The following is a 20,984-nucleotide window of genomic DNA, read 5'->3' on the forward strand; positions in this document are numbered from 1 at the left end:
CTAGCATTCCGGCGCATGGAGACCACACGGACACTGGGACGCAGCGGTATCGAGGTCAGCGCCGTCGGGTTCGGCTGCTGGGCGATCGGCGGTGAGTGGCAGGACACCACCGGACAGCCCCTGGGATGGGGCAGGGTCGACGACGAGGAGTCGACGCGGGCGATCCGGCGCGCGCTCGACCTGGGGGTCACCTTCTTCGACACGGCCGACGTCTACGGGACGGGGCACAGCGAGTACGTCCTCGGACGGGCCCTCGGACGGCACCGGGACGAGGTCGTCGTCGCCACCAAGTGGGGCAACGTCTTCGACCCGGACTCCCGCACCCTCACCGGTGGCGACGACTCCCCGGAACACCTGCGCCGGGCCCTGACCGACTCGCTGCGCCGCCTCGGCACCGACCACGTCGACCTGTACCAGCTCCACCTCGCCGACGCCGACCCCGAGCGGGCCGCCCGGCTGCGGGACGCCTGCGAGGAACTGGTGGCGCAGGGGCTGATCCGGGCCTACGGATGGAGCACCGACGACCCGGCCCGCGCCGCCGTGTTCGCGAAGGGGCCGCACTGCACCGCCGTACAGCACGCGCTCAACGTCCTCACGGACGCGCCCGAGATGCTCCGGCTGTGCGAGGAGGCGGACCTCGCCTCCGTCAACCGCAGTCCGCTCGCCATGGGCCTGCTCACCGGGAAGCACTCAGGCCGGCGGACGCTGGAGGCCGGGGACATCCGCAGCCGGCCGCCCGCCTGGCTGCGGGGTTTCGGTGCCGGGTCCGGCGCGGACCCGCAGTGGCTGGCGCGGGTCGACGCGCTGCGGGACGTCCTCACCAGCGACGGCCGCACCCTCGCCCAGGGGGCCCTCGCCTGGCTGTGGGCGCGCAGCCCGCGCACGGTGCCGATCCCCGGTTTCCGGTCGGTCGCCCAGGCGGAGGAGAACGCGGGGGCGCTGGAGAAGGGCGCGCTCACCGGCGCGCAACTGGCCGAGGCCGAGCGGATCCTCGCCGCCCGGTAGCGGGCCCGGCCGTTTCGCGCGGCAGCCGTTCCCCCACCGGTGCGCACCCGCGGTCCCGCGCGGGTCCACCCCCGCCCCGGTGGCGTGGAACGGCTGCCGCCTCCCCCCTGGACATGGCCTGCGGAAGCTGTCCGCTCCAACTGTGAAGCTTTGGTGGAGGAGAGTTGAGCATAAGTCCGCGACCGGTCGCGATGGTACGGATTATCAAATTCCGTTTGTGTGGGGGCCGCTGACCGATCGCCCTCAGCCCCGGCCCACGTACGGCATCGTCGTCGCCAGTACGGTCGCGAACTGCACGTTCGCCTCCAGCGGCAGCTCCGCCATGTGCCGCACCGTACGGGCCACGTCCGCGACGTCCATCACCGGTTCCGGGGCGGTCTCCCCGTTCGCCTGGAGCGCCCCGGTCCCCATGCGCCCGGTCATGTCGGTCGCCGCGTTGCCGATGTCGATCTGGCCCACCGCGATCCGGTACGGACGCCCGTCCAGCGAGAGGGACTTGGTGAGGCCGGTCAGCGCGTGCTTGGTCGCGGTGTAGGCGACCGAGAGGGGGCGCGGCGTGTGCGCGGAGACCGAGCCGTTGTTGATGATCCGGCCGCCCTGCGGGGCCTGCTCCTTCATCCGCCGGTACGCCGCCTGCGCGCACAGGAACGCCCCGTTGAGGTTGGTGTCCACCACGTGCCGCCAGGCCTCGTACGGCAGTTCCTCCACCGGCACCCCGCCGGGGCCGAACGTCCCCGCGTTGTTGAACAGCAGGTCCACCCGGCCGAAGCGCTCGACGACGGCCGCGAACAGGGCGTCCACGTCCTGCGGGCGCGACACGTCCGTCCGTACGACCAGCGGCTCGCCGCCGGGCTCCCGCTCCTGCGCGGCGAGCGCCGCCGTCCCCTCCAGGGTCTCCTCGCGGCGCCCCGCCAGCGCCACCGACCACCCCCCGCGCGCCAGCTCCACCGCCACCGCGCGCCCGATGCCGGAGCCCGCGCCGGTGATCACGGCGATCCTCGTCCGTCCGTCCGTCTGCTGCCTGGAAGTCATGAGGCCGGAGCGTAGGGGAGGGGGCCGGGGTCCGGGCAGGCTGCCCGGACCCCGGCTGCCGGGTGGCGGGTGTCGCTCAGCGGGTCTCGCCGGGGTAGCGGACACCGACGCGGTCCCGGATCGCGTCGAGCGTCCGCATCACGGCGAGGGTGCCGTCGAGCGGGACCAGCGGGGACTCGGTCTCGCCGGCCCGCAGGGCCCGCATCACCTCGGCGGCCTCGTGCCGGAGGCTGTCGCGGGGGCCGTCGGCCAGGTCGGCCGTGAACTCCTCGGTGTCACGGCCGTCCCGGTGCAGCACGAACCGCTCCGGGAAGAAGAAGCCGGACGGAATGTCGATGCGGCCCTGCGAACCGGTGATCGAGGCGTAGGTCGCCGTACCGCCCACGATGGAGCAGTGCACCGAAGCGAGAGCGCCGCTCTCCCACGAGAGCAGTGCCCCCGTCTGGAGATCGACGCCCTCCTCCGAGAGCATCGCCCGCGCCGTGACGTCCGACGGCTCCCCGAGCAGCAACTGCGCGAACGACACCGGGTACACGCCCAGGTCCAGCAGGGCGCCCCCGCCCAGCGCCGGGTCCCGCAGCCGGTGCGACGCCGGGAACGGGCCCGAGAGGCCGAAGTCCGCCTGCACGTGGCGCACCTCGCCGATCGCGCCGTCGTCGACCAGTGCCTTCAGCCGCCGCACCATCGGATGGCAGTACGTCCACATGGCCTCCATCAGGAAGCGCCCGCCGCCCCGCGCCAGCGCGACCAGCTCCTCCGCCTCCCGCGTGTTCAGCGTGAACGGCTTCTCGCACAGCACGTTCCGCCCGGACTCCAGCATCAGTCCGGCCGCCGCGCGGTGCGCCGTGTGCGGAGTGGCGACGTAGACGACGTCGACCTCCTCGTCGAGCGCCAGCGACTCCCAGTCGCCGTACGCCCGCGGTATCCCGAACCGCTCGGCGAACGCCTTCGCCGGCTCCGCCGACCGCGACGCCACCGCCACGACCTCCGCGTCCGGCACGTCCGCCAGGTCCGCGGTGAACCTCGCGGCGATTCCCCCGGTCGCCAGGATTCCCCAGCGCACCTTCTGCTCTGTCATGCGTCCCACCCTGCTCGTGTCGTTCGTCACATCCTGAACGGATGTGGATGGAAGCGCTCCCATGACATCGCCGTTGACGCCGAGCACTCCGTACGAGCTGAGAGCATAGGGAGCCGATGGCGTGAAAAGGGAGGGGCCACATGCCCGAGGGTGGGGCGTCCATATCGAACCCGACAGCGAACTCGACAGCACGCCCGGCGACGAACCCGGCAGCGAACCCGGGAGCGGACAGGGCACCGGAGACGGCCGTCCCGGACCTGACGGCGGACGGGGCGGCGCTCCGAACGACCGCCGGCCGTCGCGCCAGCCTCCTGGTCACACTCGTCCTCGGCGGTCTGACCGCCACGCCCCCGCTGGCGATGGACATGTACCTCCCCGCCCTGCCGGCGGTCACCCGGTCCCTGCACGCGCCCGCCGCCACCGTCCAGCTCACACTCACCGCCTGCCTGGCCGGCATGGCGCTCGGGCAGATGGTGGTCGGCCCGATGAGCGACCGGTGGGGCCGCCGCCGGCCGCTGCTCATCGGCCTCGCGGTCTACGTCGTCGCCACCGCGCTGTGCGCCTTCGCGCCGACCGTCGAACTCCTCGTCGCCTTCCGGCTGGCGCAGGGCCTCGCGGGCGCGGCCGGGATCGTCATCGCGCGGGCGGTCGCCCGTGACCTGTACGACGGCGTGGCCATGGCCCGCTTCTTCTCGACCCTCATGCTGATCTCCGGGGTCGCGCCGATCGTGGCGCCGCTCATCGGCGGGCAGATCCTGCGGGTGACGGACTGGCGGGGCGTGTTCGTCGTGCTGACCGTCGTCGGGGCGCTGCTGACGGCCGTCGTCTGGGCGAAGCTGCCGGAGACGCTGGCGCCCGCCGACCGGCACGGCGGCGGGATCGGCGACGTGCTCGGCTCGATGCGCCGCCTGCTCGCCGACCGTGCCTTCACCGGCTACATGCTCGCCGGCGGTTTCGCCTTCGCGTCGCTCTTCGCGTACGTCGCGGCCTCCCCGTTCGTCATGCAGGAGATCTACGGCGCCTCCCCGCAGACCTTCAGCCTGCTGTTCGGGCTCAACTCCATCGGCCTGATGATCATGGGGCAGGTCAACGGCAAGATCCTGGTCGGCCGGGTCCGGCTGGACAAGGCGCTCGGCCTGGGGCTCGTCGTCGTGGTCGTCGCGGCGGTCGTGCTGCTGCTGATGTCGCTGGGCGTGTTCGGCGAGGTCGGGCTGGTGCCCATGGCCGCCGCGCTGTTCGTGCTGATGTCCGCGATGGGCGTCACCCTGCCGAACACGCAGACGCTCGCCCTGATGCGCACCAAGCACGCCGCCGGCTCCGCGTCGGCGCTGCTCGGTACGACGTCCTTCCTCATCGGCGCGATCGCCTCCCCGCTGGTCGGGATCGCCGGGGAGGACACCGCCGTCCCGATGGCCGTCGTCCAGCTCGTCGCCGCCCTCGTGGCGCTGGCCTGCTTCCTGGGAATGTGCCGTCCGCGCGACGGATGGGCCGGTGCGAAGGGCGGGGGCATCTGAGCGCGCCCAGACTGCGCCACGGCACACCGGAACGGGCCGGGCTCGACGCACCGGAACTCCGTCATCTGGTCCGGGAGGTCCATGCCCGGACCCGTGGCGAGCGGCCCTGGGCGGCGGGCGCCGTCGTGGTCGTCGGGCGCGGCCCGGTGCTCGCCGTGTGGGAGGCGGCGGGCTGGGCCGTGCGCTACGCGGCGTACGACGAGGAGACGGACACCCCGGTCGAACTGCCGCCGGCCGAACGCGTCCCGATGACCGTGGACACCCCCTTCGACCTGGCGTCCCTGACCAAACTGTTCACCTCGGTGGCGGCGGTGCAGCAGATCGAACGGCGCACGCTGGGCATCGACGCGCGCGTGGGCGCGTACCTGCCGGACTTCACCGGGGCGGCGCGCCACGGGATCACCGTCCGCCAACTGCTCACCCACACCTCCGGGCTGCGCCCCGAACTCCCGCTGTACGCCTGCGCCGACGACGCGGAACGGCTGGCGCTGCTGCGTGCGGAGCGGCCCGTCGGGGTGCCCGGCACGTACTGCTACTCCGACCTCAACATGCTGCTGCTCCAGCACGTCCTGGAACGCGTCACCGGCCGCACGCTCGACGTCCTCGTGCGCGACGGCATCACCCGGCCGCTCGGCATGACGGCGACCGGCTTCGGGCCGTGCCCGTCCGCGGCGGCGACGGAGGACCAGCGGCGGCCGTGGGCCAAGGCGGACCGGGGGATGCTGCGGGGCGAGGTGCACGACGAGAACGCGTGGGCGCTGGGCGGGGTGGCGGGCCACGCGGGGCTGTTCTCCACGGCCGGGGATCTGGCGGTCTTCTGCCGCACGCTGCTGGCGGGCGGCTCGTACGGTCCCGCCCGCATCCTCGGTCCCGACTACGTGGACCTGCTGTTCACCCCGCCCGGTCTGGGCTTCGCCCTGGACCAGCCGTGGTTCATGGGGGAGCTGGCGGGGCGGGGGGCCGCGGGCCACACGGGTTTCACGGGCACGTCCCTGGTCCTGGACCGGGCCACGGACACGTACGTGATCCTCTTGGCCAACGCGGTCCATCCGCGCCGTTCCTCGACCCCGGACAACACGCTCAGGGCGGGGGTGGCTACGCGGGTGGCTCGTGCGGTGAGAGGGATGTGAGCGGTGCTCTCAGTAGTGATGGGCGCTCTCGATGGTGAGCGGTGTTACCGATGGCGGGCGATGCCATCGTGGTGAATGGTGCTCTTAAAGGTGAGCGCCGCTCTCCTGCGTGAGTACTGCCCTCTGGTGTGAGCACTGCTCTTCGGTGTGAGCACTGCTCTCCGGTGTGAGCATCGTTCCCAAACGCGAGCGGTGCTCCGACCTCGTCCGTCCTCGTAGAATCGCCGGGTGAACGCCCCCGCCCCGCCGCCCACCGCCGACACCCTCCGTACCGCCCTCGCCGGGCTGCTCGACGGGATTCCGGCGCGGCAGGCCGCGCAGGCCGTCGAGCGGCTGATCGCCAATTACCGGGGCGCCACCCCGACCGAGGCACCGATCCTGCGGGACCGGGCCGACGTGGCCGCGTACGCCGCCTACCGGATGCCCGCGACGTTCGAGGCGGTGCGCTCCGCGCTGGAGGCGTTCGCGGACGCCGTGCCCGGGTGGGTGCCCGGCGACCACGTGGACGTCGGCGGCGGCACCGGCGCGGCGGCCTGGGCGGTGAGCGCGACCTGGGACGGGGAGCGCCCCGTGACCGTCCTCGACTGGGCCGAGCCCGCCCTCGCCCTCGGCCGGGAACTCGCCGCCGCCCACCCCGCCCTGCGCGGCGCCCGCTGGCACCGCTCTCGCATCGGAGCGGCGCTCACCATCGAGAGCACTGATCTCGTCACCGTCTCCTACGTCCTCAACGAGCTCACCGCCCCCGACCGCGCCGCCCTCGTCGACGCCGCAGCCGCCGCCGCGCAGGCCGTCGTGATCGTCGAACCCGGCACCCCCGACGGCTACGCCCGCGTCATCGAGGCCCGCGACCGCCTGATCTCCGCCGGCTTCCACGTCGCCGCCCCCTGCCCGCACAGCGCCGCCTGCCCCATCGCCCCCGGCACGGACTGGTGCCACTTCTCCGCGCGGGTCAGCCGTTCCTCCCTGCACCGCCAGATCAAGGGCGGCTCCCTCGCCTACGAGGACGAGAAGTTCAGCTACGTCGCCGCCACCCGCCTCCCGGTCACCCCGGCCCCCGCCCGCGTCGTCCGCAAGCCGCAGATCCGCAAGGGCCAGGTTCTCCTCGACCTGTGCGAGAAGGACCCGGCCCTGCGCCGCACCACCGTCACCAAACGCCACGGCGACCTCTACCGGGCGGTCCGTGACACCGACTGGGGCGACCCCTGGCCGCCCGCCGACGCCTGACCCGGCGCCGCGCCATCCTCCTCCCGCTGCTCCTGCAGCCTGCGCAGCAGCTCCCGCTTCTGAGCCTGGGCGTCGACACCGCCGCCGCCGATCCGGCCCCCGCGTCCGCCCCCGCGCAGGGCCTTGCGGCCCAGGTGCTGCCGGGTTCCGCCGACGCCCAGCATGTTTCCGGCTCCGCCTCGGGTCATGACACCCTCCCCTGATCAATACGAGACGTATCGTCTCGGTATCGGACGCTTCCACTGTCCGGCGAGACGCACCGTCTTGTCAACTGGTAAATTCGACCCATGTCCGCGAACCAGTCCGCACCCGACGTCACCCGCCGCAGCGAGCGCTCCCGGCGGGCCATCTACGACGCCGCCCTCGCCCTGGTCGCCGAGATCGGCTACCCGAAGACCACCATCGAGGGCATCGCCTCCCGCGCCGGCGTCGGCAAGCAGACGATCTACCGATGGTGGTCGTCGAAGGCGGACGTCCTCCTCGAAGCCTTCCTCGACATGGGCGAGCAGGCCGCACAGGCCGCCGGCCAGACCCCGTACGCCTTCCCGGACACCGGCGACCTCGCCGCCGACCTCAAGCACGTCCTGCGCGCCACGGTCGACGAACTGCGCGACCCCGCCCTCCAGGCCCCCTACCGCGCCCTGGCCGCCGAGGGCGTCGTCAACGAGGAACTCGGCCGCCAGTTCGTCGCCAAACTGCTGGAACCCCAGCTCCAGCTCTACGCCGACCGCCTGCGCTCCGCCCAGGACGCCGGAGACGTCCGCCCCGACGTCGACCCGCGCATCGCCCTGGAACTCTTCGTCTCCCCCCTCGCCCAGCGCTGGCTCCAGCACACGGGCCCGATCACCTACGACTACACCGACACCCTCGTCGACTACGCCCTCAACGGCATCGCCCCCCGCTGACCGCACCGGACCGCACCGCACCGGACCGGGCGGCCGGCGCCCTCACCGCCCCAGCGCCGCGCTCACCCTCCCCGGCATCCGCGCCGGATGCCGGGCCAGCCGCCCCGGCGCGTCCGTGATGACGCCGTTGCAGCCCAGCGCCAGGGCACGGTCGCGCTGGCTCGGGGTGACGACCGTGTGGGCCCACACCCGGGGGACGCCGGAGCGCACCGCGCGCCGCAGATCGGCGTCCCGCGCCTTGATGTCGACGTCGAGCAGGTCGACGTAGGAGCGCCACCGCCCGGGCCGGTCGGTGCGCATCTGGCGGGCCGAGCGCCACAGCTGGGTCAGCAGGCCCAGTCGGTGGACGCGGCGGGCGACCTCGGGGTCGTTGGTGTTCACGAACACCGAGCGGGTCAGGCCGCGGGCACGGATCAGCTCGGCCAGCCGCTCCACACCGTGCGGATCCTTCGCCTCCAGCATCAGCACGATCCGCCCGCCGAACCGGTCCAGCACCTCGGCGACCGTCGGCGGCCGCTCCGAGCGCCAGCTCCCCGGCAGCCGGTCGCGCGGACGCAGCCGTACGCCCCGCCACTCCCCGGCGTCGAGGCCGCGCACCTCGCCGCCCAGGAAGGTCGTGCGGTTCAGGGTCGCGTCGTGGAAGACCACCGGCGTGCCGTCCCGCAGCACCCGCGTGTCGAAGTCCAGTACCTGCGCCGTACCGCGTCGGAACGCCGCCATCAGCCCCGACATGCTGTTCTCCGGCACCTCGCGCGCCCCGCCCCGGTGGGCGGCGTACGGAACGCGCGGCAGCGAGTCCACCGTCAGCGGCCCGCCGCCCCACTCCAACGGCCCCGGAGGGCCCGTGAGGGCCAGCGCGACCGTGGAGGCCACGGCCGCCAGACCCGTCGACGCGACACGTGTGACCATGACGACCACGGTAGGTCCGCACAGCGCCGCAGGCCGCCCGACGGCACCCGAAACGGTGCACGCGCCCGCACCGCGCGTGCACCTTTCACCACCCCTCGTCCCCTCGGTGCTCCCTCGCCCCACCTGCGCCGATTGTGCGCTCCGGCCCCCCGGCGCGCACGATCGTGGGACCATGGGGCATGCTGTTGGGCACGACGGCGAGGCGAGGGGATAGATGAGCGCGGAGTTCGGCGGCCGGACCGGCCGACAGGGCAGGCTCTCCCAGTGGCTGCGCGGACGCCGCCCGAAGGAGGCCCCCGCCGACGAGAGCGGTCGCGAGGCCCTGCTGCTCGCCGCCGCAGCGGCGGGACTGCCGCTCGCGCCCGCCGCCCACCCCGCCGCCGGATACGGCTGCTCCTGCGACCGCGTGGGCTGTCCCACCCCCGCCCGGCACCCGGTGTCGTTCGCGTGGCAGACGCAGTCCACCACCGACCGCGTCCAGATCGAGCGCTGGGCCCGCCATCAGCCGCAGGCCAACTTCATCACCGCCACCGGCATGGTGCACGACGTCCTCGACGTCCCCCTCGACGCCGGCCGCGAGGCGCTCACCCGCCTCCTCGACGCCGGTGTCGAGGTCGGCCCCGTCGCCGAGAGCGACGACGGCCGCCTGCTGTTCTTCACCCTCACCCGCGGCACCCCCGAGGACGAGGACGAGTGGTGGCCGTGCGAACTGGACTGCCACCCGGAGACCATGGACGAGCACCCCGGCCTGCGCTGGCACTGCCGCGGCTCCTACGTCCTCGTCCCGCCCGCCCGCCTCCCCGGCGACGACGGCCGGTCGGTGCACTGGGTACGCGGCCCCGAGCATCCGCTCCCGGACCCGCTGAGCCTGCTGGAGGTCCTCACCGACTCCTGCGCCCGCCACGCCGGCGAACAGCCCGACCACGCGGGCACGGCCTGGCCCCTGCGCCACTGATCCGGGCCGGGGACCTACTCGCCCCGCGCCGCCGTCAGCCCCTGGATCCGCCCCAGCACCTCCACCGCACCGTCGCCGGCCGGATCCAGCACCACCTCGTTGGAGACGAACTCCATCGTCAGCGACTGCCGTATCTCCCCGGTCGTCAGCGCCAGCACGTCCTTGTTCGGCGTCGGCACCGACGCCCCGGCCGCCGCGGTCTGCTTCTCGAAGTGGCGGGTGGTGAAGAACACCAGCGCCCCGCCGTCCTCCGTGCGCAGCGCCAGCGGCGCGTAATCGCCGTTCGTCACCGGCTCGTCGATGTACTGCGTGGCCAGCCCCGGCCGCGACGACTTCTTCTCACGCTGCGCCCGCCACTCGCTGGTGTACGGGCCCTCGGCGAAGGAGTCCCCGCCGGCCTTCAGATACGTGACGTAGTCCTTGCTCAACTCGCCCGGCTTCACCGCCAGTCCGGCCGAGTTCGCGGGTACGGCCTCGGCCCACCCGTCCTGGTCGGTCTTGAACTCCGGTATGTCCTGAGGGGCGACCAGCGTGAGATACGCCGCTTCCCAGGTCTCGTCCAGCCCGTTGCGGGTGAACACCAGCAGCCAGCGCGACTCGCCGCCCTTGTTGCCGGCCGCGTCGGCGAGGAACCAGCGCGGCCAGCCGGCCTTCTCGGGGATGGTGAACTTCGCGTCCGTCAGCTCCAGCGGCGTGTGCGAGGCGTTGCCCTCCGGGCTGTTGACCCGCCCGGCCTTCAGCCGCGCCTCGTCGATGTCGGCGAGGGCACCGGTGGTGCGGTCGGCGTCCAGGGAACTGTCGTACGCCTTGTCGGCCTTGTTGTACGCGGCCGTGAACTCCCCGAGCGCCTCGGCGGCTTCGGCGCGGGTGGTGGCCGGGAGCACCTCGCGCTCACCGTGCACCACCACACAGCCGCTCGCCGTCACCGACAGAGCGGTCACGAGTACGCACGTGTCAAGCCTGCGGAGCTTTCGGAGCCTTCGAAGGCCGAGATCCCTGCTCATCCGGTTCCTTCACCTTCCCCTTCCCGGAGGCGAACCCTACCGGGGCGAGGAACAGCGCGAGCGTCGGGACCAGGTACAGCAGCCACACCGTGACCTGGAGGACGGTCGGGTCGGGCTGGAAGTTGAACACGCCCTTCAGCAGCGTGCCGTACCAGCTGTCCGGCGGAATCGTGCCGCTGATGTCGAAGGCCAGGTCGGTCAGCCCCGGCAGCCAGTCGGCCTCCTGCAGGTCGTGGAAGCCGTACGCCAGCACACCCGCCGCGACGACGACCAGCATGCCGCCGGTCCAGGTGAAGAACGTGGCGAGGTTGATCCGCAGCGCGCCCCGGTAGAACAGCCAGCCGAGCAGCACCGCCGTCGCCAGCCCCAATGCCACCCCGATCAGCGGGCGCGGGCTGCCGTCCCCGGCCGCGTGCACCGACGCCCACACGAACAGGGCCGTCTCCAGCCCTTCGCGGCCCACCGCGAGGAACGCGGTGACGACCAGCGCGCCCGTGCCCATCGCGAGCGCGGCGTCCAGTTTGCCGTGCAGCTCCGCCTTCAGATGCCGGGCGGTGCGCCGCATCCAGAACACCATCCACGTCACCAGGCACACCGCGAGGACCGACAGCGAACCGCCGAGCGCCTCCTGCGCCTCGAACGTCAGCTCCTGCGAGCCGAATTCGAGGGCGCAGCCGAAGCCGAGCGCGACGGTGATCGCGACCCCGATGCCGGCCCACACCGGCTTCAGCGCGTCCCGCCGCCCGGTCTTCACCAGATAGGCGATCAGGATGCAGACGACGAGACTGGCCTCCAGGCCCTCGCGCAGACCGATCAGATAGTTGGAGAACACGGCTCAGGCCTCCTCGGTGAACAGCGCCCGGCCCCACCAGTCGTCCTGGTCGCGGACGCCCGGCGGTACGGCGAAGACCGCCGAACCCACGTGCTGGATGTACTCGTTGAGCGCGTCCTGGGCCAGGTTCCGCTGGATGCGGATGAACCCGGTGCGCGGATCGCGCTGATAGGCGAGGAAGAACAGTCCCGCATCCAGGCGGCCCAGACCGTCGGTGCCGTCGGTGAAGGAGTAGCCCCGGCGCAGTATGGTCGCCCCCGCGTTGGCCTCGGGGTGCGCGAGCCGCACATGGGCGTCGGGCTTCATCGCCTTCAGGAACGGCTCGTCCCGCTCCTTCGCCCTGCCGACCGGCGCGCCCTCGCCCTTGTCGCGGCCGAAGACGTCCTCCTGCTCCCGCAGCGAGGTCCGGTCCCAGGTCTCGATGTGCATCCGGATCCGCCGGGCGACGAGATAGGACCCGCCCGTCATCCACCCGGGCCCGTCCTTCTCCCCGACCCAGACGAACTTCTCCAGCCGGTCCTGCTCGGCGCCCGAGATGTTGCGGGTGCCGTCCTTGAAGCCGAAAAGATTGCGCGGGGTCTGCGCGTCGGGCGTGGTCGACGACGTCTTGCCGAAGCCGAGCTGCGACCAGCGCACCACGACCCGGCCGAACCCGATCCGGGCGAGATTGCGGATCGCGTGCACGGCGACCTGCGGATCGTCCGCACACGCCTGCACGCACAGGTCCCCGCCGCTGCGGTCGCGGTCGAGGTTGTCCCCGGCGAACCTCGGCAGTTCGACCAGCGCCTCGGGACGCCGTCCGGCCAGGTCGAACTTCGCGAACAGGGACGGCCCGAAACCGATCGTCAGCGTCAGCCGGGACGGCTTGAGGCCCAGCGCCTCACCGGTGTCGTCCGGCGGCGCCTCGGCGAGGCCGCCGTACGCGCCCTCGCCGACCGGACGCCCGGCCGTCATCCGGCGCGCGGCCCCGGTCCACTCCTTCAGCAGCTCGACGAACTCGGCCCGGTCGCCGGTCGTCACGTCGAACGCGGCGAAGTGCAGCCGGTCCTGCACGGGCGTGGCGATGCCCGCCTGGTGCGCCCCGTGGAACTCCACCGCGGCACCGGCACCCGCGCCCGCGTCGGTTTCGTCACCGGCCCGGGCCACCGCCATCGTCCCGCCGGCCGCGGCGGCACCGAGCGCGAGCCCGGCCCCGCCCCAGCCGAGCAGCGAACGCCGCGAGGGTGCCTGCGCGTCGCCGTCCGTCATCGCCCCGGCCGCCCTTACTTCACCACGGCCGCGGCGAGCCGCGACAGCGGCTCCGCGAGCGCGTTGACCGCGTCCGACAGCTTCTTGCGGTCGGCCTTGCCGACCTTGTCGTACGAGGTGAAGTCGTACGACGCCGGGTCGGGCCGGTACGTGTCGAGCAGCGTGTTCAGCGCGGCGAACTGCTGGTCGAGATCCTTGACCAGCGCCGGGTCGTTCTGCCCGGCGACCGGCTTGAGCAGCGCGTACGACGTCTCGGCGCCCTCGACGTTGGCCTTGAAGTCGACCAGGTCGGTGTGCGAGTAGCGCTCCTCCTCGCCGGTGACCTTGCCGGTGGCGACCTCGTCGAGGAGTTCCTTGGCGCCGTTGGCCATGGAGGTCGGGGTGATCTCGGCCGAGCCGACCCGCTTCTGCCAGTCCTTCAGGTCGGTGACGAGCCGGCCGGCGAGCTCCTTCTCCCGGTCGCCGATCTTCCCGTCCTGCCAGAGGGCCTTCTCCAGGCGGTGCCAGCCGGTCCAGTCGGTCGCCGGGTCCTGGCCGTCCTCCAGACCGTCCTCACGGACGTCGACCTTGGGGTCGACGTCGCCGAACGACTCGGCGACCGGTTCGGTGCGCTCCCAGCCGATGCGGGAGGGCGCGTACGCCTTCTTGGCGGCCTCGACGTCGCCGTCCACGACGGCCTTCGCGAACTCCTCCGCCTTGGGCAGCGTCTCGTCGGCCTGCGCCTGCACGTACTCGCGGTAGGCGGCCACGGCCTTGTCCAGGCGCGGGTCACGCTCGACGGCCTTGCCGCCGGTGGCCTTGACGTCCTGGCGTATGCCCTTGCCGCGCATACCCGGCTTGCAGGCGATCCGGTAGTCACCGGCCTTCACCTCCGCGGTGACGCGCTGCTTCGTGCCGGGGCCGATGTTCTCCCGCTCGGTGACCACCCGGTCGTCGGGGAAGAGGAGGTAGACCTCGGTGACCTTGGAGCCCTTGTTCTCGATGGCGAGCTCGACGTGCCCGGCCGGGAACTCCTTCTTCGACACCTCGCACGTGTCGTCCGTGGCGGTCACCTCGACGACCTGATCGCCGTCCGCGCCGCCGCCCTTCTCGGTGCAGCCGGTGACGGCGGCGAGGGCCGCCGCGGTGGCGACAGCGGTGACGAGCGAGAGTCTGGCGGGTCGCATGAAGGCTCCCAGTGTGGCCGAAATGATGCGCGGTCAGCCTCACGTAAGGAAGGTGAGGCTGACCTAACGTACCTAAGGATTTCCTAAGCGATACCTGTGCAATCGGTGATCCAGCTCTCATGAACGGCGTGGGGGCACGGCCCGATCACGGTGACTCAAAACAATTGCCATGGCCGGGTCAATAACCAGTCAGGCGGAGTCAAGCGGAGGTCAATCCGCCCGCGCCGGAAACACCAGGACCGCCCTGGTACAGGGGTGAGCCGAGCGGTGCATGCGAGCAGCCGTGCCCATGTGCCGCGCCCCACCGCGACGGAATGCCGGGCGGCATACGAGGGTGGAGGCGTCCCCGGCGCGTCGGTGAGAGGACCGGTGCGCACCGCCACTGCTTCCCGACGCATGGCCGCCGGGCACCCGCAGTGGCCCCGGAAATGTTTTCCGCCCGTTCCGGCCGTCCTTCAGACTCGACCCATGCCGAGGTGGACCAGACAGTCCCAGCCGGGAGGCGGGCTGGTACTGACCGTTTCGGGCCGGCCCGGTCCGCCCCCGCTGCGTTTCGAGACGGCGGACGGGGGACGTATGCCGCTGCGGCGGCAGGACCGGCTGTTGCTGCTGGGCCGTGCGCACACCGAGGGTTGCCGCCGTGACCTCTCCCTCCACCGCCTCGGCGCCTACCGCTCCCCATCGGCGGGCAGCCCTGGAGCGCGGGTACGCCGGCACGGTGGCCTCCCTGCCGTACGACGGTGCCCCCACCCTCACTTGGCCCCTCGCCCCTGGCCGGTGGCGCCGTGGCCTGGGACGACCTCGCCGCCCGCGCGGTGCTTGAATGCCCTCCGTGACTGATTACGACGTGGTGCGCGTCTTCTGTGGACCCCGTGGCGGGTACGGCAATGAACTCGGTGTCGTGCGCAACGGCTCCGTGATGCCCGGGCGGGAGGAGCGGCAGGAGTTCGCCGCGAAGCTGGGGTTCAGTGAGACCGTGTTCGTCGACGACCCCGAGCGCGGGGTGATCGACATCTACACCCCCACCCTGCGCCTGCCCTTCGCCGGCCACCCCTGCGTCGGTGCGGCCTGGCTCCTCGACGTGCCCGAACTGGTCGTGCCGGCCGGGGTGATGGGGGCCCGGCAGGACGGGGAGTTCTGCTGGATCGAGGCGCGGGCGGAGTGGGCGCCGCCGCGCACCCTGCGCCAGTACGCGAGCGCCGCCGAGGTGGACGATCTGCCCGTGCCGCCGAAGGGGGAGTGGGTCTACGCCTGGGCCTGGCTGGACGAGCCGGCCGGCCGCGTCCGGGCCCGTGCCTTCCCCGGCCGCGACGACGGCATCGACGAGGACGAGGCGACGGGCGCGGCGGCCCTCCTCCTCACCGACCGCCTGGGCCGCGCCCTGAACATCACCCAGGGCACGGGCTCCCAGATCCTCACGGCACCCCAGCCGGAGGGCTGGACGGAGATCGGCGGCCGCGTCTACCTGGAACGCTGACCGCTCCACTGCGCGACGAAGTCACCCCAGGCGTTCCGTCCGAAGGGGATCACCGGTCCAGCGGGGTTCTTGCTGTCCCGGACAGGCGCGAGGGCGGGCAGACCGTGGGCGAGTTCCAGGCACTCGTTGTTGCCGCCGCTGTGAGTACTGCTACGCCACTCCGCGCCCGTCAAGTTCCGTATGTCGTGGCCTGCGGTGTTCATGCTCTGTGCTCCTTGGCCCTGCGTCGGATGACCGTGCGGGATTCCACGGGGGAGAGCGCAGAGGTACGGGCGGCGTCGAACAACTCTTGGTAGCGGGCGACTTCGGTCTCCCGCTCCAGCCACATCGAGCCGGTGGGGTTGTCCGCCAGCACCACGTCGAGCGCGGCCTCCTCGGGAAAGCCCAGTACTACGTACGGCCCGAACATACTCGCATGGGCTCCACGGGAGAACGGCAGGACCTGGAGGGTCACATTGGGCTGCTCGGACACGGTCAGGAGTTGCTCCAACTGCGCCGCCATCACCTCCGGCCCTCCGACCTGCTGGAGAAGCACAGCTTCTGACAGGACGGCCCAGAACTGGAGTGGGGAGTCACCGACGAGACGTTCCTGGCGAGCGAGGCGTACCCGGACGAACTGCTCGATCTCGTCCGCCGTTTGCCACTGACGCGAGGCAACGGTCACGGCGCGGATGTACTCCGGGGTCTGCAACAGGCCCGGCACCAGTTGCGCCTGGAACGTGCGGATGATTCCCGCCATGGTCTCCAGCGCGATGTAGTCACGATAGGTGTCGGCCAGTACCGATCCGTACTGGTCCCACCACCCTTGCCTGCGTCGGCGATTCGCCTTGCGCGCGAGGGCGCCGAGCCGTCCGCGGAGTTCGATGTCCGTGGCTCCGTATGCGAGCAGCATCGCGGTCAGGTCCGGGATGCGGACGGTCACGCGGCCGTTCTCGATGCGGCTGATCTTTCCCTTGGTGCAGTCGAGAGCTTCGGCTGCCTGCGCGGTGGTGAGCCCGGCGGCCTCCCGCAGCCGACGCAGTTCGTCGCCCAGTTGGCGCCCGAGGACGGTCGATGGGCTTGAGGCAGTGGCGTTCGCAGACATGGCAATACCTCTAGCAGCCGGATAGATGGGATGTGCGTGGCGTAACTCGAAAGATGGAATATCCAGCGCATCTCAACTGGAAACGTTGCTAGCCCACATGATGCCCCTTCACTCTGTCGGTGTGTGCAATCCCAACGGGACTTGCGCAACGCGGATCTCGCCGCTGCCGCCGAATCCTGAGGAGACCCCCATGACCTCATCGAACGCCATCGCCTTCCGGCTCCCGCGCAGCCGCCGCAGCGTCCCCCGCGCCCGGGCGCTGCTGCACGCCGTGCTCGGCGGCTGGGGTGTGGGTCAGGAAACGCTGGACAACGCCGAGTTGGTGCTGTCGGAGCTGGTCACCAACGCGCTGCGCGTTCCCGTGCCGGGTGACCGGCAGGTGGGTGCGCAGATCAGCCGTTCCGTGGCGGACGGGCTGTTGCGGATCGAGGTGAGCGACGCCGGAGGTGGGCGACCCGAGGTGCGGGAGCCCGGGGAGGACGAGACCGGCGGGCGGGGGCTGCTGCTCGTCGCGACGCTCGCGCACCGCTGGGGTCATGAGGCGCGCCCCGGCGGGATCGGCAAGACGGTGTTCGCGGAGCTGAAAGCTCCGGACATCGTGGCCGAACCCGAGGTGCGCGAGGTGGCGGCGGTCATGGTTCGGACAGGGCAGAAGGTACGGGTGTGAGGGGAGTGGCGCACCGTGCGGCACGTGCGCGGTGATCAGTACGCGGCCGGCGGTCCCGCCGTGGTGCTGGAGTTCGACGAGGGCCCCGCGCTGAGGGTGCACGCGGCCGAGCCGTTGGCCGTACGGACAGGAATGAGCGGCGGATGATGTGGCGCAGCGCACATGCGACTGTGCGGAGAGGAGGTGCCAGGGTGATCACGCGGATCGAGGTCGACGGGTATAGGTCGTGGACGTTCGTCACCCCCTGGAGTACGAACGTACCCGGAACAAAAGGGGCCAGGACAGGCAGGCCGGGGCGTGCCAGACTTGAGCCATGACGGCAGCGCACGACTACGAGCACCTGCACCACCTGGTTGACCGGCTGAGCCCGACCCAGGTGCGGCGCTTGCGGCTGATCATCACTGAGGACGAGGAACTCTCCCAGGTCGACCAGCAGATCCCGGACGCGGCCGGAGGGGGCGATGATGGTGACCTCCTGCCCGCCAGCTTCCTCGCACTGTCCGGCAGTATCGAAGCACCAGCCGACTATGCCGAGCGACACGACGACTACATCCGTGAGCGCACGGAACGCGAGCGGAGCGCCGGCGAGTGATCACCACGGTCCTCGACACCGGCCCGCTGGTGGCGTTTTTCAACGCCAGGGACAAGCACCACGAGAACTGCGTCGCCTTCTTCTCCCAGCTACGAGGCCGCAAGCTGCTCCCCGCCACAGTGCTGGCCGAGGTGAGCTGGCAACTGGAACACTGGCCGCGTATCGAAGCCGCCTTCGTCGAGCATGTTGCCATGGGCTTCTTCGAACTTGTCAATCTCACCTCGGACGACCTGCTGCGAGTCAGCAAGCTGATCACCAAATACGCCGACTTCCCCCTCGGCGCGGTCGACGCTTCCGTCATCGCCGTTGCGGAACGGTACGAGGTCGACCGGATCGCCATCCTCGACCACCGCCATTTCCGAGCCGTCAAGCCGCATCACGTGTCCGCCTTGGCCTTGCTGCCGTAGGGATGAGATCACCAGCCTGTTCGCCAAGGGCGGCACTCTCCTGGCCCTCTCTTGATCAGCTTGCCGCCCGGATGGCGCGAGGCTCGGTGGCGCCGGCCGGAGTCACGCCGACAACGGGAACTCCTCGCCCAGTGCCCGGAAGACCTCCGTGTTCAGGGCGAACGCCCGCTTGCACTCGCCCACGATGCGCTGCTTCTCCAGGTCGTCGACCGGGGCCGCGTCCAGCAGTTCGCGGTAACCCCGCTTGAAGGCCGCCGGGTTCGGGATCTCCTCGAAGACGTAGAAGCGGACGCCGTCGCCCTTGCGCTCGAATCCCCAGGTCTTCTCCGCCGTGCCGCGGATGATCTGGCCGCCGGAGAGGTCGCCGAGGTAGCGGGTGTAGTGGTGGGCGACGTAGCCGGACGGCCAGGTGCGGGCGCACTCGGCGACACGGGCCGCGTACGTCCGGGTGGCGGGGAGGGCGGTCAGGGTCGAGCGCCACTCGGGGCCGCGCAGGTGGGCCAGGTCGCGTTCCAGTGAGGGCAGGCGGAACAGCTCCGGCTGGATGAACGGGCCCGCCACCGGGTCCGACGCCAGCCCCCGCGCCCCGGACTCCAGTGCCTCGTACACGAACCACAGTTGCTCGGTGTAGCGCGCGTACGCGTCCACGCCCAGCCGGCCGCCCAGCAGATCGCTCATGAACGTCGACGTCTCCGCCTCCCTGTGCTGCTCGTGGGAGGCGGTGCGGATGAGGGCCGAGAAGGAGTCCATGAGTCCAGATCTTCCATGGTTAGGCTTGCCTAAGTCAATGGGTTGCCGACGGTGTGTCGGTAACTCCCCACCCTGCCACGGCATGGAAAAGCCCGCCCTCCGAGACGGAGGGCGGGCAGGCCGGACGGCCCCTACGGCAGCGTCAGGATGTCCGCGCCCGTGTCCGTCACCACCAGCGTGTGCTCGAACTGGGCCGTGCGCTTGCGGTCCTTCGTCACGACCGTCCAGCCGTCGTCCCACATGTCGTACTCGTGGGTCCCCAGCGTCAGCATCGGCTCGATGGTGAAGGTCATCCCCGGCTGCATCACCGTCGTCGCGTGCGGACTGTCGTAGTGCGGGACGATCAGGCCCGAGTGGAAGGACGAGTTGATGCCGTGGCCGGTGAAGTCACGGACCACGCCGTAGCCGAACCGCTTCGCGTACGACTCGATCACCCGGCCGATGATGTTGATCTGCCGGCCCGGCTTGACCGCCTTGATCGCGCGGGCGAGGGACTCGCGGGTGCGTTCCACCAGCAGGCGGCTCTCCTCGTCCACCTCCCCGACCAGGTACGTCGCGTTGTTGTCGCCGTGCACCCCGCCGATGTACGCCGTCACGTCCAGGTTGACGATGTCGCCGTCGCGCAGCACCGTCGAGTCCGGGATGCCGTGGCAGATCACCTCGTTGACCGACGTGCACAGCGACTTGGGGAAGCCGCGGTAGCCGAGCGTCGACGGGTAGGCGCCGTGGTCGCACATGTACTCGTGCGCCACCCGGTCCAGTTCGTCCGTCGTGACGCCGGGCGCGATCAGCTTCGCGGCCTCCGCCATCGCCCGCGCGGCGATCCGGCCCGCGGTGCGCATCGCCTCGATCGTCTCGGGCGTCTGCACCTCCGGGCCGGTGTACGGCGTCGGGGCGGGCTTGCCGACGTACTCGGGACGACGGATGTTCCCGGGCACGGAACGGGTGGGGGACAGCTCCCCAGGGGTGAGCAGCGACTGGCCAGACATGCCGGCGAGTCTAATTCAGCGGCGACGGGGGACCATCTTCCTGGTGAGATGGCGAGACGGTGAGAGGAGCCGGTCATGCCCCTGTTCAAGAAGCGGACGGTCGGAAAGCCGGGCGAGTGGTACTACTGCCTGGAGCACAGGAAGGTCGAGGAGGGGCCCGACTGTCCCGGCAAGGACCGCTTCGGCCCGTACGCCAGCCGCACCGAGGCCGAACACGCCATGGAGACGGCCCGCGAGCGCAACCTCCAGTGGGAGAACGACTCCAGGTGGCGCGATGCCCCCGCGGGTGACCGGGGCGACGACTGACCGCACCGGCGCGGGCCCGCGCTACCAGCGCGTCGGCGGCGGGGCCGTCAGCAGGTCGGCCAGCCGCGACAGACGGTCCCGGAAGCGGCGGGGGCCCCGGCGGGCCGGCAGCGCGTTCTCACCGGCTGCCGCGCTGACCAGGTGCTGCACGGTGTCCAGGTCCAGCTCGGAGCCGTCGGGCACGGGCAGGACCTCGTGGGCCATCGCCGGGAGCTCACCCTCACCGGGGCCCAGCGACAACACCGTCGCCCCGGCCCGGCGGGCGTCGCACACCCGCTCCAGGAGCGGGGCCGCCGCCTTTCCGGCCGGCTCCCCGGGCGCCACCACCAGCAGCGTCTCACCCCGCCGCACAGCCTCCAGGCGCCCCAGGCCCACCGCCAGATGCGCGGGGTCCGACGGGCGCGCGGCATGCCGTACGAGCGTGGGGGCCAGCTCCGGCGTGCCCGACCAGGCGGCCTCGTCCGCCAGGTGCGCCGCCAGGTGCCACGGCTCGTACGCCGGTGTGCCCACGAGCAGCAGCCCGCCGCCGTGCGAGACCACCGACCCGCGCAGCGTCCCCGCGAAGTGCCGGGTGGCGCCCAGCCATTCCGTCCCGGCGAGCACTTCCCGCAGCAGTGCGACCCGTACCGCATCCATACGGCCGCATCCTGTCCCCACCACGCGCCCGTGTCCCGGAGTTCGGCCCGGATTCGCCCGAACCGGGGACACGG

At 71.7% G+C, this 20,984-nt stretch carries 25 protein-coding genes; 12 read left to right on the plus strand and 13 right to left on the minus strand.

All coding sequences use genetic code 11. From position 1 onward, the window contains the following. Positions 1-15 precede the first annotated feature (15 nt). Positions 16-1,005: an aldo/keto reductase gene (locus ACF1DX_RS03690; protein ID WP_391789592.1), complete on the plus strand. Its 990-nt coding sequence runs from the start codon at positions 16-18 to the stop codon at positions 1,003-1,005. Between the two features lie 243 nt (positions 1,006-1,248). Here the strand turns inward: ACF1DX_RS03690 and ACF1DX_RS03695 are convergent, their stop codons facing one another. Then, entirely contained in the window at positions 1,249-2,037 is a 789-nt protein-coding gene (locus tag ACF1DX_RS03695) for an SDR family oxidoreductase (RefSeq protein ID WP_391789593.1), read from the minus strand. A gap of 76 nt (positions 2,038-2,113) precedes the next feature. Continuing rightward, the gene (locus tag ACF1DX_RS03700; protein ID WP_391789594.1) at positions 2,114-3,115 is read right to left on the minus strand and encodes a Gfo/Idh/MocA family protein; all 1,002 of its coding nucleotides are present in this window, start codon (positions 3,113-3,115) and stop codon (positions 2,114-2,116) included. 140 nt (positions 3,116-3,255) lie between these two features. Here ACF1DX_RS03700 and ACF1DX_RS03705 point away from each other — a divergent pair, with 140 nt between their 5' ends. The 3 genes from ACF1DX_RS03705 to ACF1DX_RS03715 all read left to right on the plus strand — a co-directional run bounded on the left by ACF1DX_RS03705 (position 3,256) and on the right by ACF1DX_RS03715 (position 6,983). Continuing rightward, the gene (locus ACF1DX_RS03705; protein WP_391789595.1) at positions 3,256-4,629 is read left to right on the plus strand and encodes a multidrug effflux MFS transporter; all 1,374 of its coding nucleotides are present in this window, start codon (positions 3,256-3,258) and stop codon (positions 4,627-4,629) included. Next, the gene (locus ACF1DX_RS03710; RefSeq protein WP_391789596.1) at positions 4,599-5,759 is read left to right on the plus strand and encodes a serine hydrolase domain-containing protein; all 1,161 of its coding nucleotides are present in this window, start codon (positions 4,599-4,601) and stop codon (positions 5,757-5,759) included. The genes ACF1DX_RS03705 and ACF1DX_RS03710 overlap by 31 nt, the downstream gene beginning before the upstream one ends. A gap of 228 nt (positions 5,760-5,987) precedes the next feature. After that, the gene (locus ACF1DX_RS03715) at positions 5,988-6,983 is read left to right on the plus strand and encodes a small ribosomal subunit Rsm22 family protein (RefSeq protein ID WP_391789597.1); all 996 of its coding nucleotides are present in this window, start codon (positions 5,988-5,990) and stop codon (positions 6,981-6,983) included. Here ACF1DX_RS03715 and ACF1DX_RS03720 read toward each other — a convergent pair. After that, entirely contained in the window at positions 6,926-7,171 is a 246-nt protein-coding gene (locus ACF1DX_RS03720; protein WP_391789598.1) for a DUF6243 family protein, read from the minus strand. The genes ACF1DX_RS03715 and ACF1DX_RS03720 overlap by 58 nt on opposite strands. A gap of 99 nt (positions 7,172-7,270) precedes the next feature. Between ACF1DX_RS03720 and ACF1DX_RS03725 the strand changes: the two genes are divergently transcribed. Next, positions 7,271-7,888 (plus strand): TetR/AcrR family transcriptional regulator, encoded by a 618-nt coding sequence (locus ACF1DX_RS03725; RefSeq protein ID WP_391789599.1) that lies wholly within the window; start codon positions 7,271-7,273, stop codon positions 7,886-7,888. Positions 7,889-7,930: 42 nt separating this feature from the next. Here the strand turns inward: ACF1DX_RS03725 and ACF1DX_RS03730 are convergent, their stop codons facing one another. Next, positions 7,931-8,797 (minus strand): glycerophosphodiester phosphodiesterase, encoded by an 867-nt coding sequence (locus ACF1DX_RS03730; protein WP_391789600.1) that lies wholly within the window; start codon positions 8,795-8,797, stop codon positions 7,931-7,933. A gap of 214 nt (positions 8,798-9,011) precedes the next feature. Between ACF1DX_RS03730 and ACF1DX_RS03735 the strand changes: the two genes are divergently transcribed. After that, on the plus strand, positions 9,012-9,752 hold the full coding sequence (locus ACF1DX_RS03735; protein ID WP_391789601.1) for a bifunctional DNA primase/polymerase: 741 nt from the start codon (positions 9,012-9,014) through the stop codon (positions 9,750-9,752). Positions 9,753-9,766: 14 nt separating this feature from the next. On the opposite strand, the gene ACF1DX_RS03740 is transcribed toward ACF1DX_RS03735, so the two are convergent. From ACF1DX_RS03740 to efeO, 4 genes are read right to left on the minus strand one after another with little or no spacing between them, the layout of a single operon-like run. After that, positions 9,767-10,756: a hypothetical protein gene (locus tag ACF1DX_RS03740; RefSeq protein WP_391789602.1), complete on the minus strand. Its 990-nt coding sequence runs from the start codon at positions 10,754-10,756 to the stop codon at positions 9,767-9,769. Then, the gene (gene efeU, locus ACF1DX_RS03745; RefSeq protein ID WP_391789603.1) at positions 10,707-11,588 is read right to left on the minus strand and encodes an iron uptake transporter permease EfeU; all 882 of its coding nucleotides are present in this window, start codon (positions 11,586-11,588) and stop codon (positions 10,707-10,709) included. The genes ACF1DX_RS03740 and efeU overlap by 50 nt, the downstream gene beginning before the upstream one ends. Before the next feature lie 3 nt (positions 11,589-11,591). Then, positions 11,592-12,836 (minus strand): iron uptake transporter deferrochelatase/peroxidase subunit, encoded by a 1,245-nt coding sequence (efeB, locus tag ACF1DX_RS03750; RefSeq protein WP_391789604.1) that lies wholly within the window; start codon positions 12,834-12,836, stop codon positions 11,592-11,594. A gap of 14 nt (positions 12,837-12,850) precedes the next feature. Further along, positions 12,851-14,002 carry an iron uptake system protein EfeO gene (efeO, locus tag ACF1DX_RS03755; protein ID WP_391789605.1) on the minus strand — a complete coding sequence of 384 codons (1,152 nt, stop codon included), beginning with the start codon at positions 14,000-14,002 and terminating at the stop codon, positions 12,851-12,853. A gap of 832 nt (positions 14,003-14,834) precedes the next feature. Here efeO and ACF1DX_RS03760 point away from each other — a divergent pair. Continuing rightward, the gene (locus ACF1DX_RS03760; protein WP_391789606.1) at positions 14,835-15,479 is read left to right on the plus strand and encodes a PhzF family phenazine biosynthesis protein; all 645 of its coding nucleotides are present in this window, start codon (positions 14,835-14,837) and stop codon (positions 15,477-15,479) included. Here the strand turns inward: ACF1DX_RS03760 and ACF1DX_RS03765 are convergent. Both ACF1DX_RS03765 and ACF1DX_RS03770 read right to left on the minus strand, forming a co-directional pair. Beyond that, positions 15,464-15,682: a DUF397 domain-containing protein gene (locus ACF1DX_RS03765; protein WP_391789607.1), complete on the minus strand. Its 219-nt coding sequence runs from the start codon at positions 15,680-15,682 to the stop codon at positions 15,464-15,466. The genes ACF1DX_RS03760 and ACF1DX_RS03765 overlap by 16 nt on opposite strands. Continuing rightward, on the minus strand, positions 15,679-16,563 hold the full coding sequence (locus ACF1DX_RS03770; RefSeq protein WP_391789608.1) for a helix-turn-helix domain-containing protein: 885 nt from the start codon (positions 16,561-16,563) through the stop codon (positions 15,679-15,681). Before ACF1DX_RS03770 ends, ACF1DX_RS03765 begins: the two co-directional genes overlap by 4 nt. 190 nt (positions 16,564-16,753) lie before the next feature. Between ACF1DX_RS03770 and ACF1DX_RS03775 the strand changes: the two genes are divergently transcribed. The 4 genes from ACF1DX_RS03775 (at position 16,754) to ACF1DX_RS03790 (ending at position 18,229) form a co-directional block, all read left to right on the plus strand. Beyond that, a complete protein-coding gene (locus ACF1DX_RS03775; protein WP_391789609.1) occupies positions 16,754-17,230 on the plus strand; it encodes an ATP-binding protein in 477 nt (158 codons plus the stop codon). A gap of 24 nt (positions 17,231-17,254) precedes the next feature. After that, a complete protein-coding gene (locus ACF1DX_RS03780; protein ID WP_391789610.1) occupies positions 17,255-17,377 on the plus strand; it encodes a hypothetical protein in 123 nt (40 codons plus the stop codon). A gap of 166 nt (positions 17,378-17,543) precedes the next feature. After that, the gene (locus ACF1DX_RS03785; RefSeq protein ID WP_391789611.1) at positions 17,544-17,822 is read left to right on the plus strand and encodes a hypothetical protein; all 279 of its coding nucleotides are present in this window, start codon (positions 17,544-17,546) and stop codon (positions 17,820-17,822) included. Continuing rightward, positions 17,819-18,229 (plus strand): type II toxin-antitoxin system VapC family toxin, encoded by a 411-nt coding sequence (locus ACF1DX_RS03790; protein WP_391789612.1) that lies wholly within the window; start codon positions 17,819-17,821, stop codon positions 18,227-18,229. The genes ACF1DX_RS03785 and ACF1DX_RS03790 overlap by 4 nt, the downstream gene beginning before the upstream one ends. Positions 18,230-18,331: 102 nt before the next feature. Here ACF1DX_RS03790 and ACF1DX_RS03795 read toward each other — a convergent pair whose 3' ends face one another. Beyond that, on the minus strand, positions 18,332-18,979 hold the full coding sequence (locus ACF1DX_RS03795; RefSeq protein ID WP_391789613.1) for a heme oxygenase (biliverdin-producing): 648 nt from the start codon (positions 18,977-18,979) through the stop codon (positions 18,332-18,334). 131 nt (positions 18,980-19,110) lie between these two features. Beyond that, the gene (gene map / locus ACF1DX_RS03800; protein ID WP_391789614.1) at positions 19,111-19,968 is read right to left on the minus strand and encodes a type I methionyl aminopeptidase; all 858 of its coding nucleotides are present in this window, start codon (positions 19,966-19,968) and stop codon (positions 19,111-19,113) included. 75 nt (positions 19,969-20,043) lie between these two features. Between map and ACF1DX_RS03805 the strand changes: the two genes are divergently transcribed. Continuing rightward, the gene (locus tag ACF1DX_RS03805) at positions 20,044-20,274 is read left to right on the plus strand and encodes a hypothetical protein (RefSeq protein WP_391789615.1); all 231 of its coding nucleotides are present in this window, start codon (positions 20,044-20,046) and stop codon (positions 20,272-20,274) included. A 21-nt stretch (positions 20,275-20,295) separates the two neighbouring features. On the opposite strand, the gene ACF1DX_RS03810 is transcribed toward ACF1DX_RS03805, so the two are convergent. Then, on the minus strand, positions 20,296-20,910 hold the full coding sequence (locus ACF1DX_RS03810; protein WP_391789616.1) for a hypothetical protein: 615 nt from the start codon (positions 20,908-20,910) through the stop codon (positions 20,296-20,298). Positions 20,911-20,984: the final 74 nt, after the last annotated feature.

Source organism: Streptomyces sp. NPDC014676, from assembly GCF_043084105.1.
GTDB lineage: Bacteria > Actinomycetota > Actinomycetes > Streptomycetales > Streptomycetaceae > Streptomyces.

Bases quoted from the DNA above. Each gene is read 5' to 3' on its own strand.
- ACF1DX_RS03690 (WP_391789592.1), top strand. From the start codon at position 16: ATGGAGACCACACGGACACTGGGACGCAGCGGTATCGAGGTCAGCGCC.
- ACF1DX_RS03695 (WP_391789593.1), bottom strand. From the start codon at position 2,037: ATGACTTCCAGGCAGCAGACGGACGGACGGACGAGGATCGCCGTGATC.
- ACF1DX_RS03700 (WP_391789594.1), bottom strand. From the start codon at position 3,115: ATGACAGAGCAGAAGGTGCGCTGGGGAATCCTGGCGACCGGGGGAATC.
- ACF1DX_RS03705 (WP_391789595.1), top strand. From the start codon at position 3,256: ATGCCCGAGGGTGGGGCGTCCATATCGAACCCGACAGCGAACTCGACA.
- ACF1DX_RS03710 (WP_391789596.1), top strand. From the start codon at position 4,599: ATGGGCCGGTGCGAAGGGCGGGGGCATCTGAGCGCGCCCAGACTGCGC.
- ACF1DX_RS03720 (WP_391789598.1), bottom strand. From the start codon at position 7,171: ATGACCCGAGGCGGAGCCGGAAACATGCTGGGCGTCGGCGGAACCCGG.
- ACF1DX_RS03725 (WP_391789599.1), top strand. From the start codon at position 7,271: ATGTCCGCGAACCAGTCCGCACCCGACGTCACCCGCCGCAGCGAGCGC.
- ACF1DX_RS03730 (WP_391789600.1), bottom strand. From the start codon at position 8,797: ATGGTCACACGTGTCGCGTCGACGGGTCTGGCGGCCGTGGCCTCCACG.
- ACF1DX_RS03735 (WP_391789601.1), top strand. From the start codon at position 9,012: ATGAGCGCGGAGTTCGGCGGCCGGACCGGCCGACAGGGCAGGCTCTCC.
- ACF1DX_RS03740 (WP_391789602.1), bottom strand. From the start codon at position 10,756: ATGAGCAGGGATCTCGGCCTTCGAAGGCTCCGAAAGCTCCGCAGGCTT.
- efeB (WP_391789604.1), bottom strand. From the start codon at position 12,836: ATGACGGACGGCGACGCGCAGGCACCCTCGCGGCGTTCGCTGCTCGGC.
- efeO (WP_391789605.1), bottom strand. From the start codon at position 14,002: ATGCGACCCGCCAGACTCTCGCTCGTCACCGCTGTCGCCACCGCGGCG.
- ACF1DX_RS03765 (WP_391789607.1), bottom strand. From the start codon at position 15,682: ATGAACACCGCAGGCCACGACATACGGAACTTGACGGGCGCGGAGTGG.
- ACF1DX_RS03770 (WP_391789608.1), bottom strand. From the start codon at position 16,563: ATGTCTGCGAACGCCACTGCCTCAAGCCCATCGACCGTCCTCGGGCGC.
- ACF1DX_RS03775 (WP_391789609.1), top strand. From the start codon at position 16,754: ATGACCTCATCGAACGCCATCGCCTTCCGGCTCCCGCGCAGCCGCCGC.
- ACF1DX_RS03785 (WP_391789611.1), top strand. From the start codon at position 17,544: ATGACGGCAGCGCACGACTACGAGCACCTGCACCACCTGGTTGACCGG.
- ACF1DX_RS03795 (WP_391789613.1), bottom strand. From the start codon at position 18,979: ATGGACTCCTTCTCGGCCCTCATCCGCACCGCCTCCCACGAGCAGCAC.
- map (WP_391789614.1), bottom strand. From the start codon at position 19,968: ATGTCTGGCCAGTCGCTGCTCACCCCTGGGGAGCTGTCCCCCACCCGT.
- ACF1DX_RS03805 (WP_391789615.1), top strand. From the start codon at position 20,044: ATGCCCCTGTTCAAGAAGCGGACGGTCGGAAAGCCGGGCGAGTGGTAC.
- ACF1DX_RS03810 (WP_391789616.1), bottom strand. From the start codon at position 20,910: ATGGATGCGGTACGGGTCGCACTGCTGCGGGAAGTGCTCGCCGGGACG.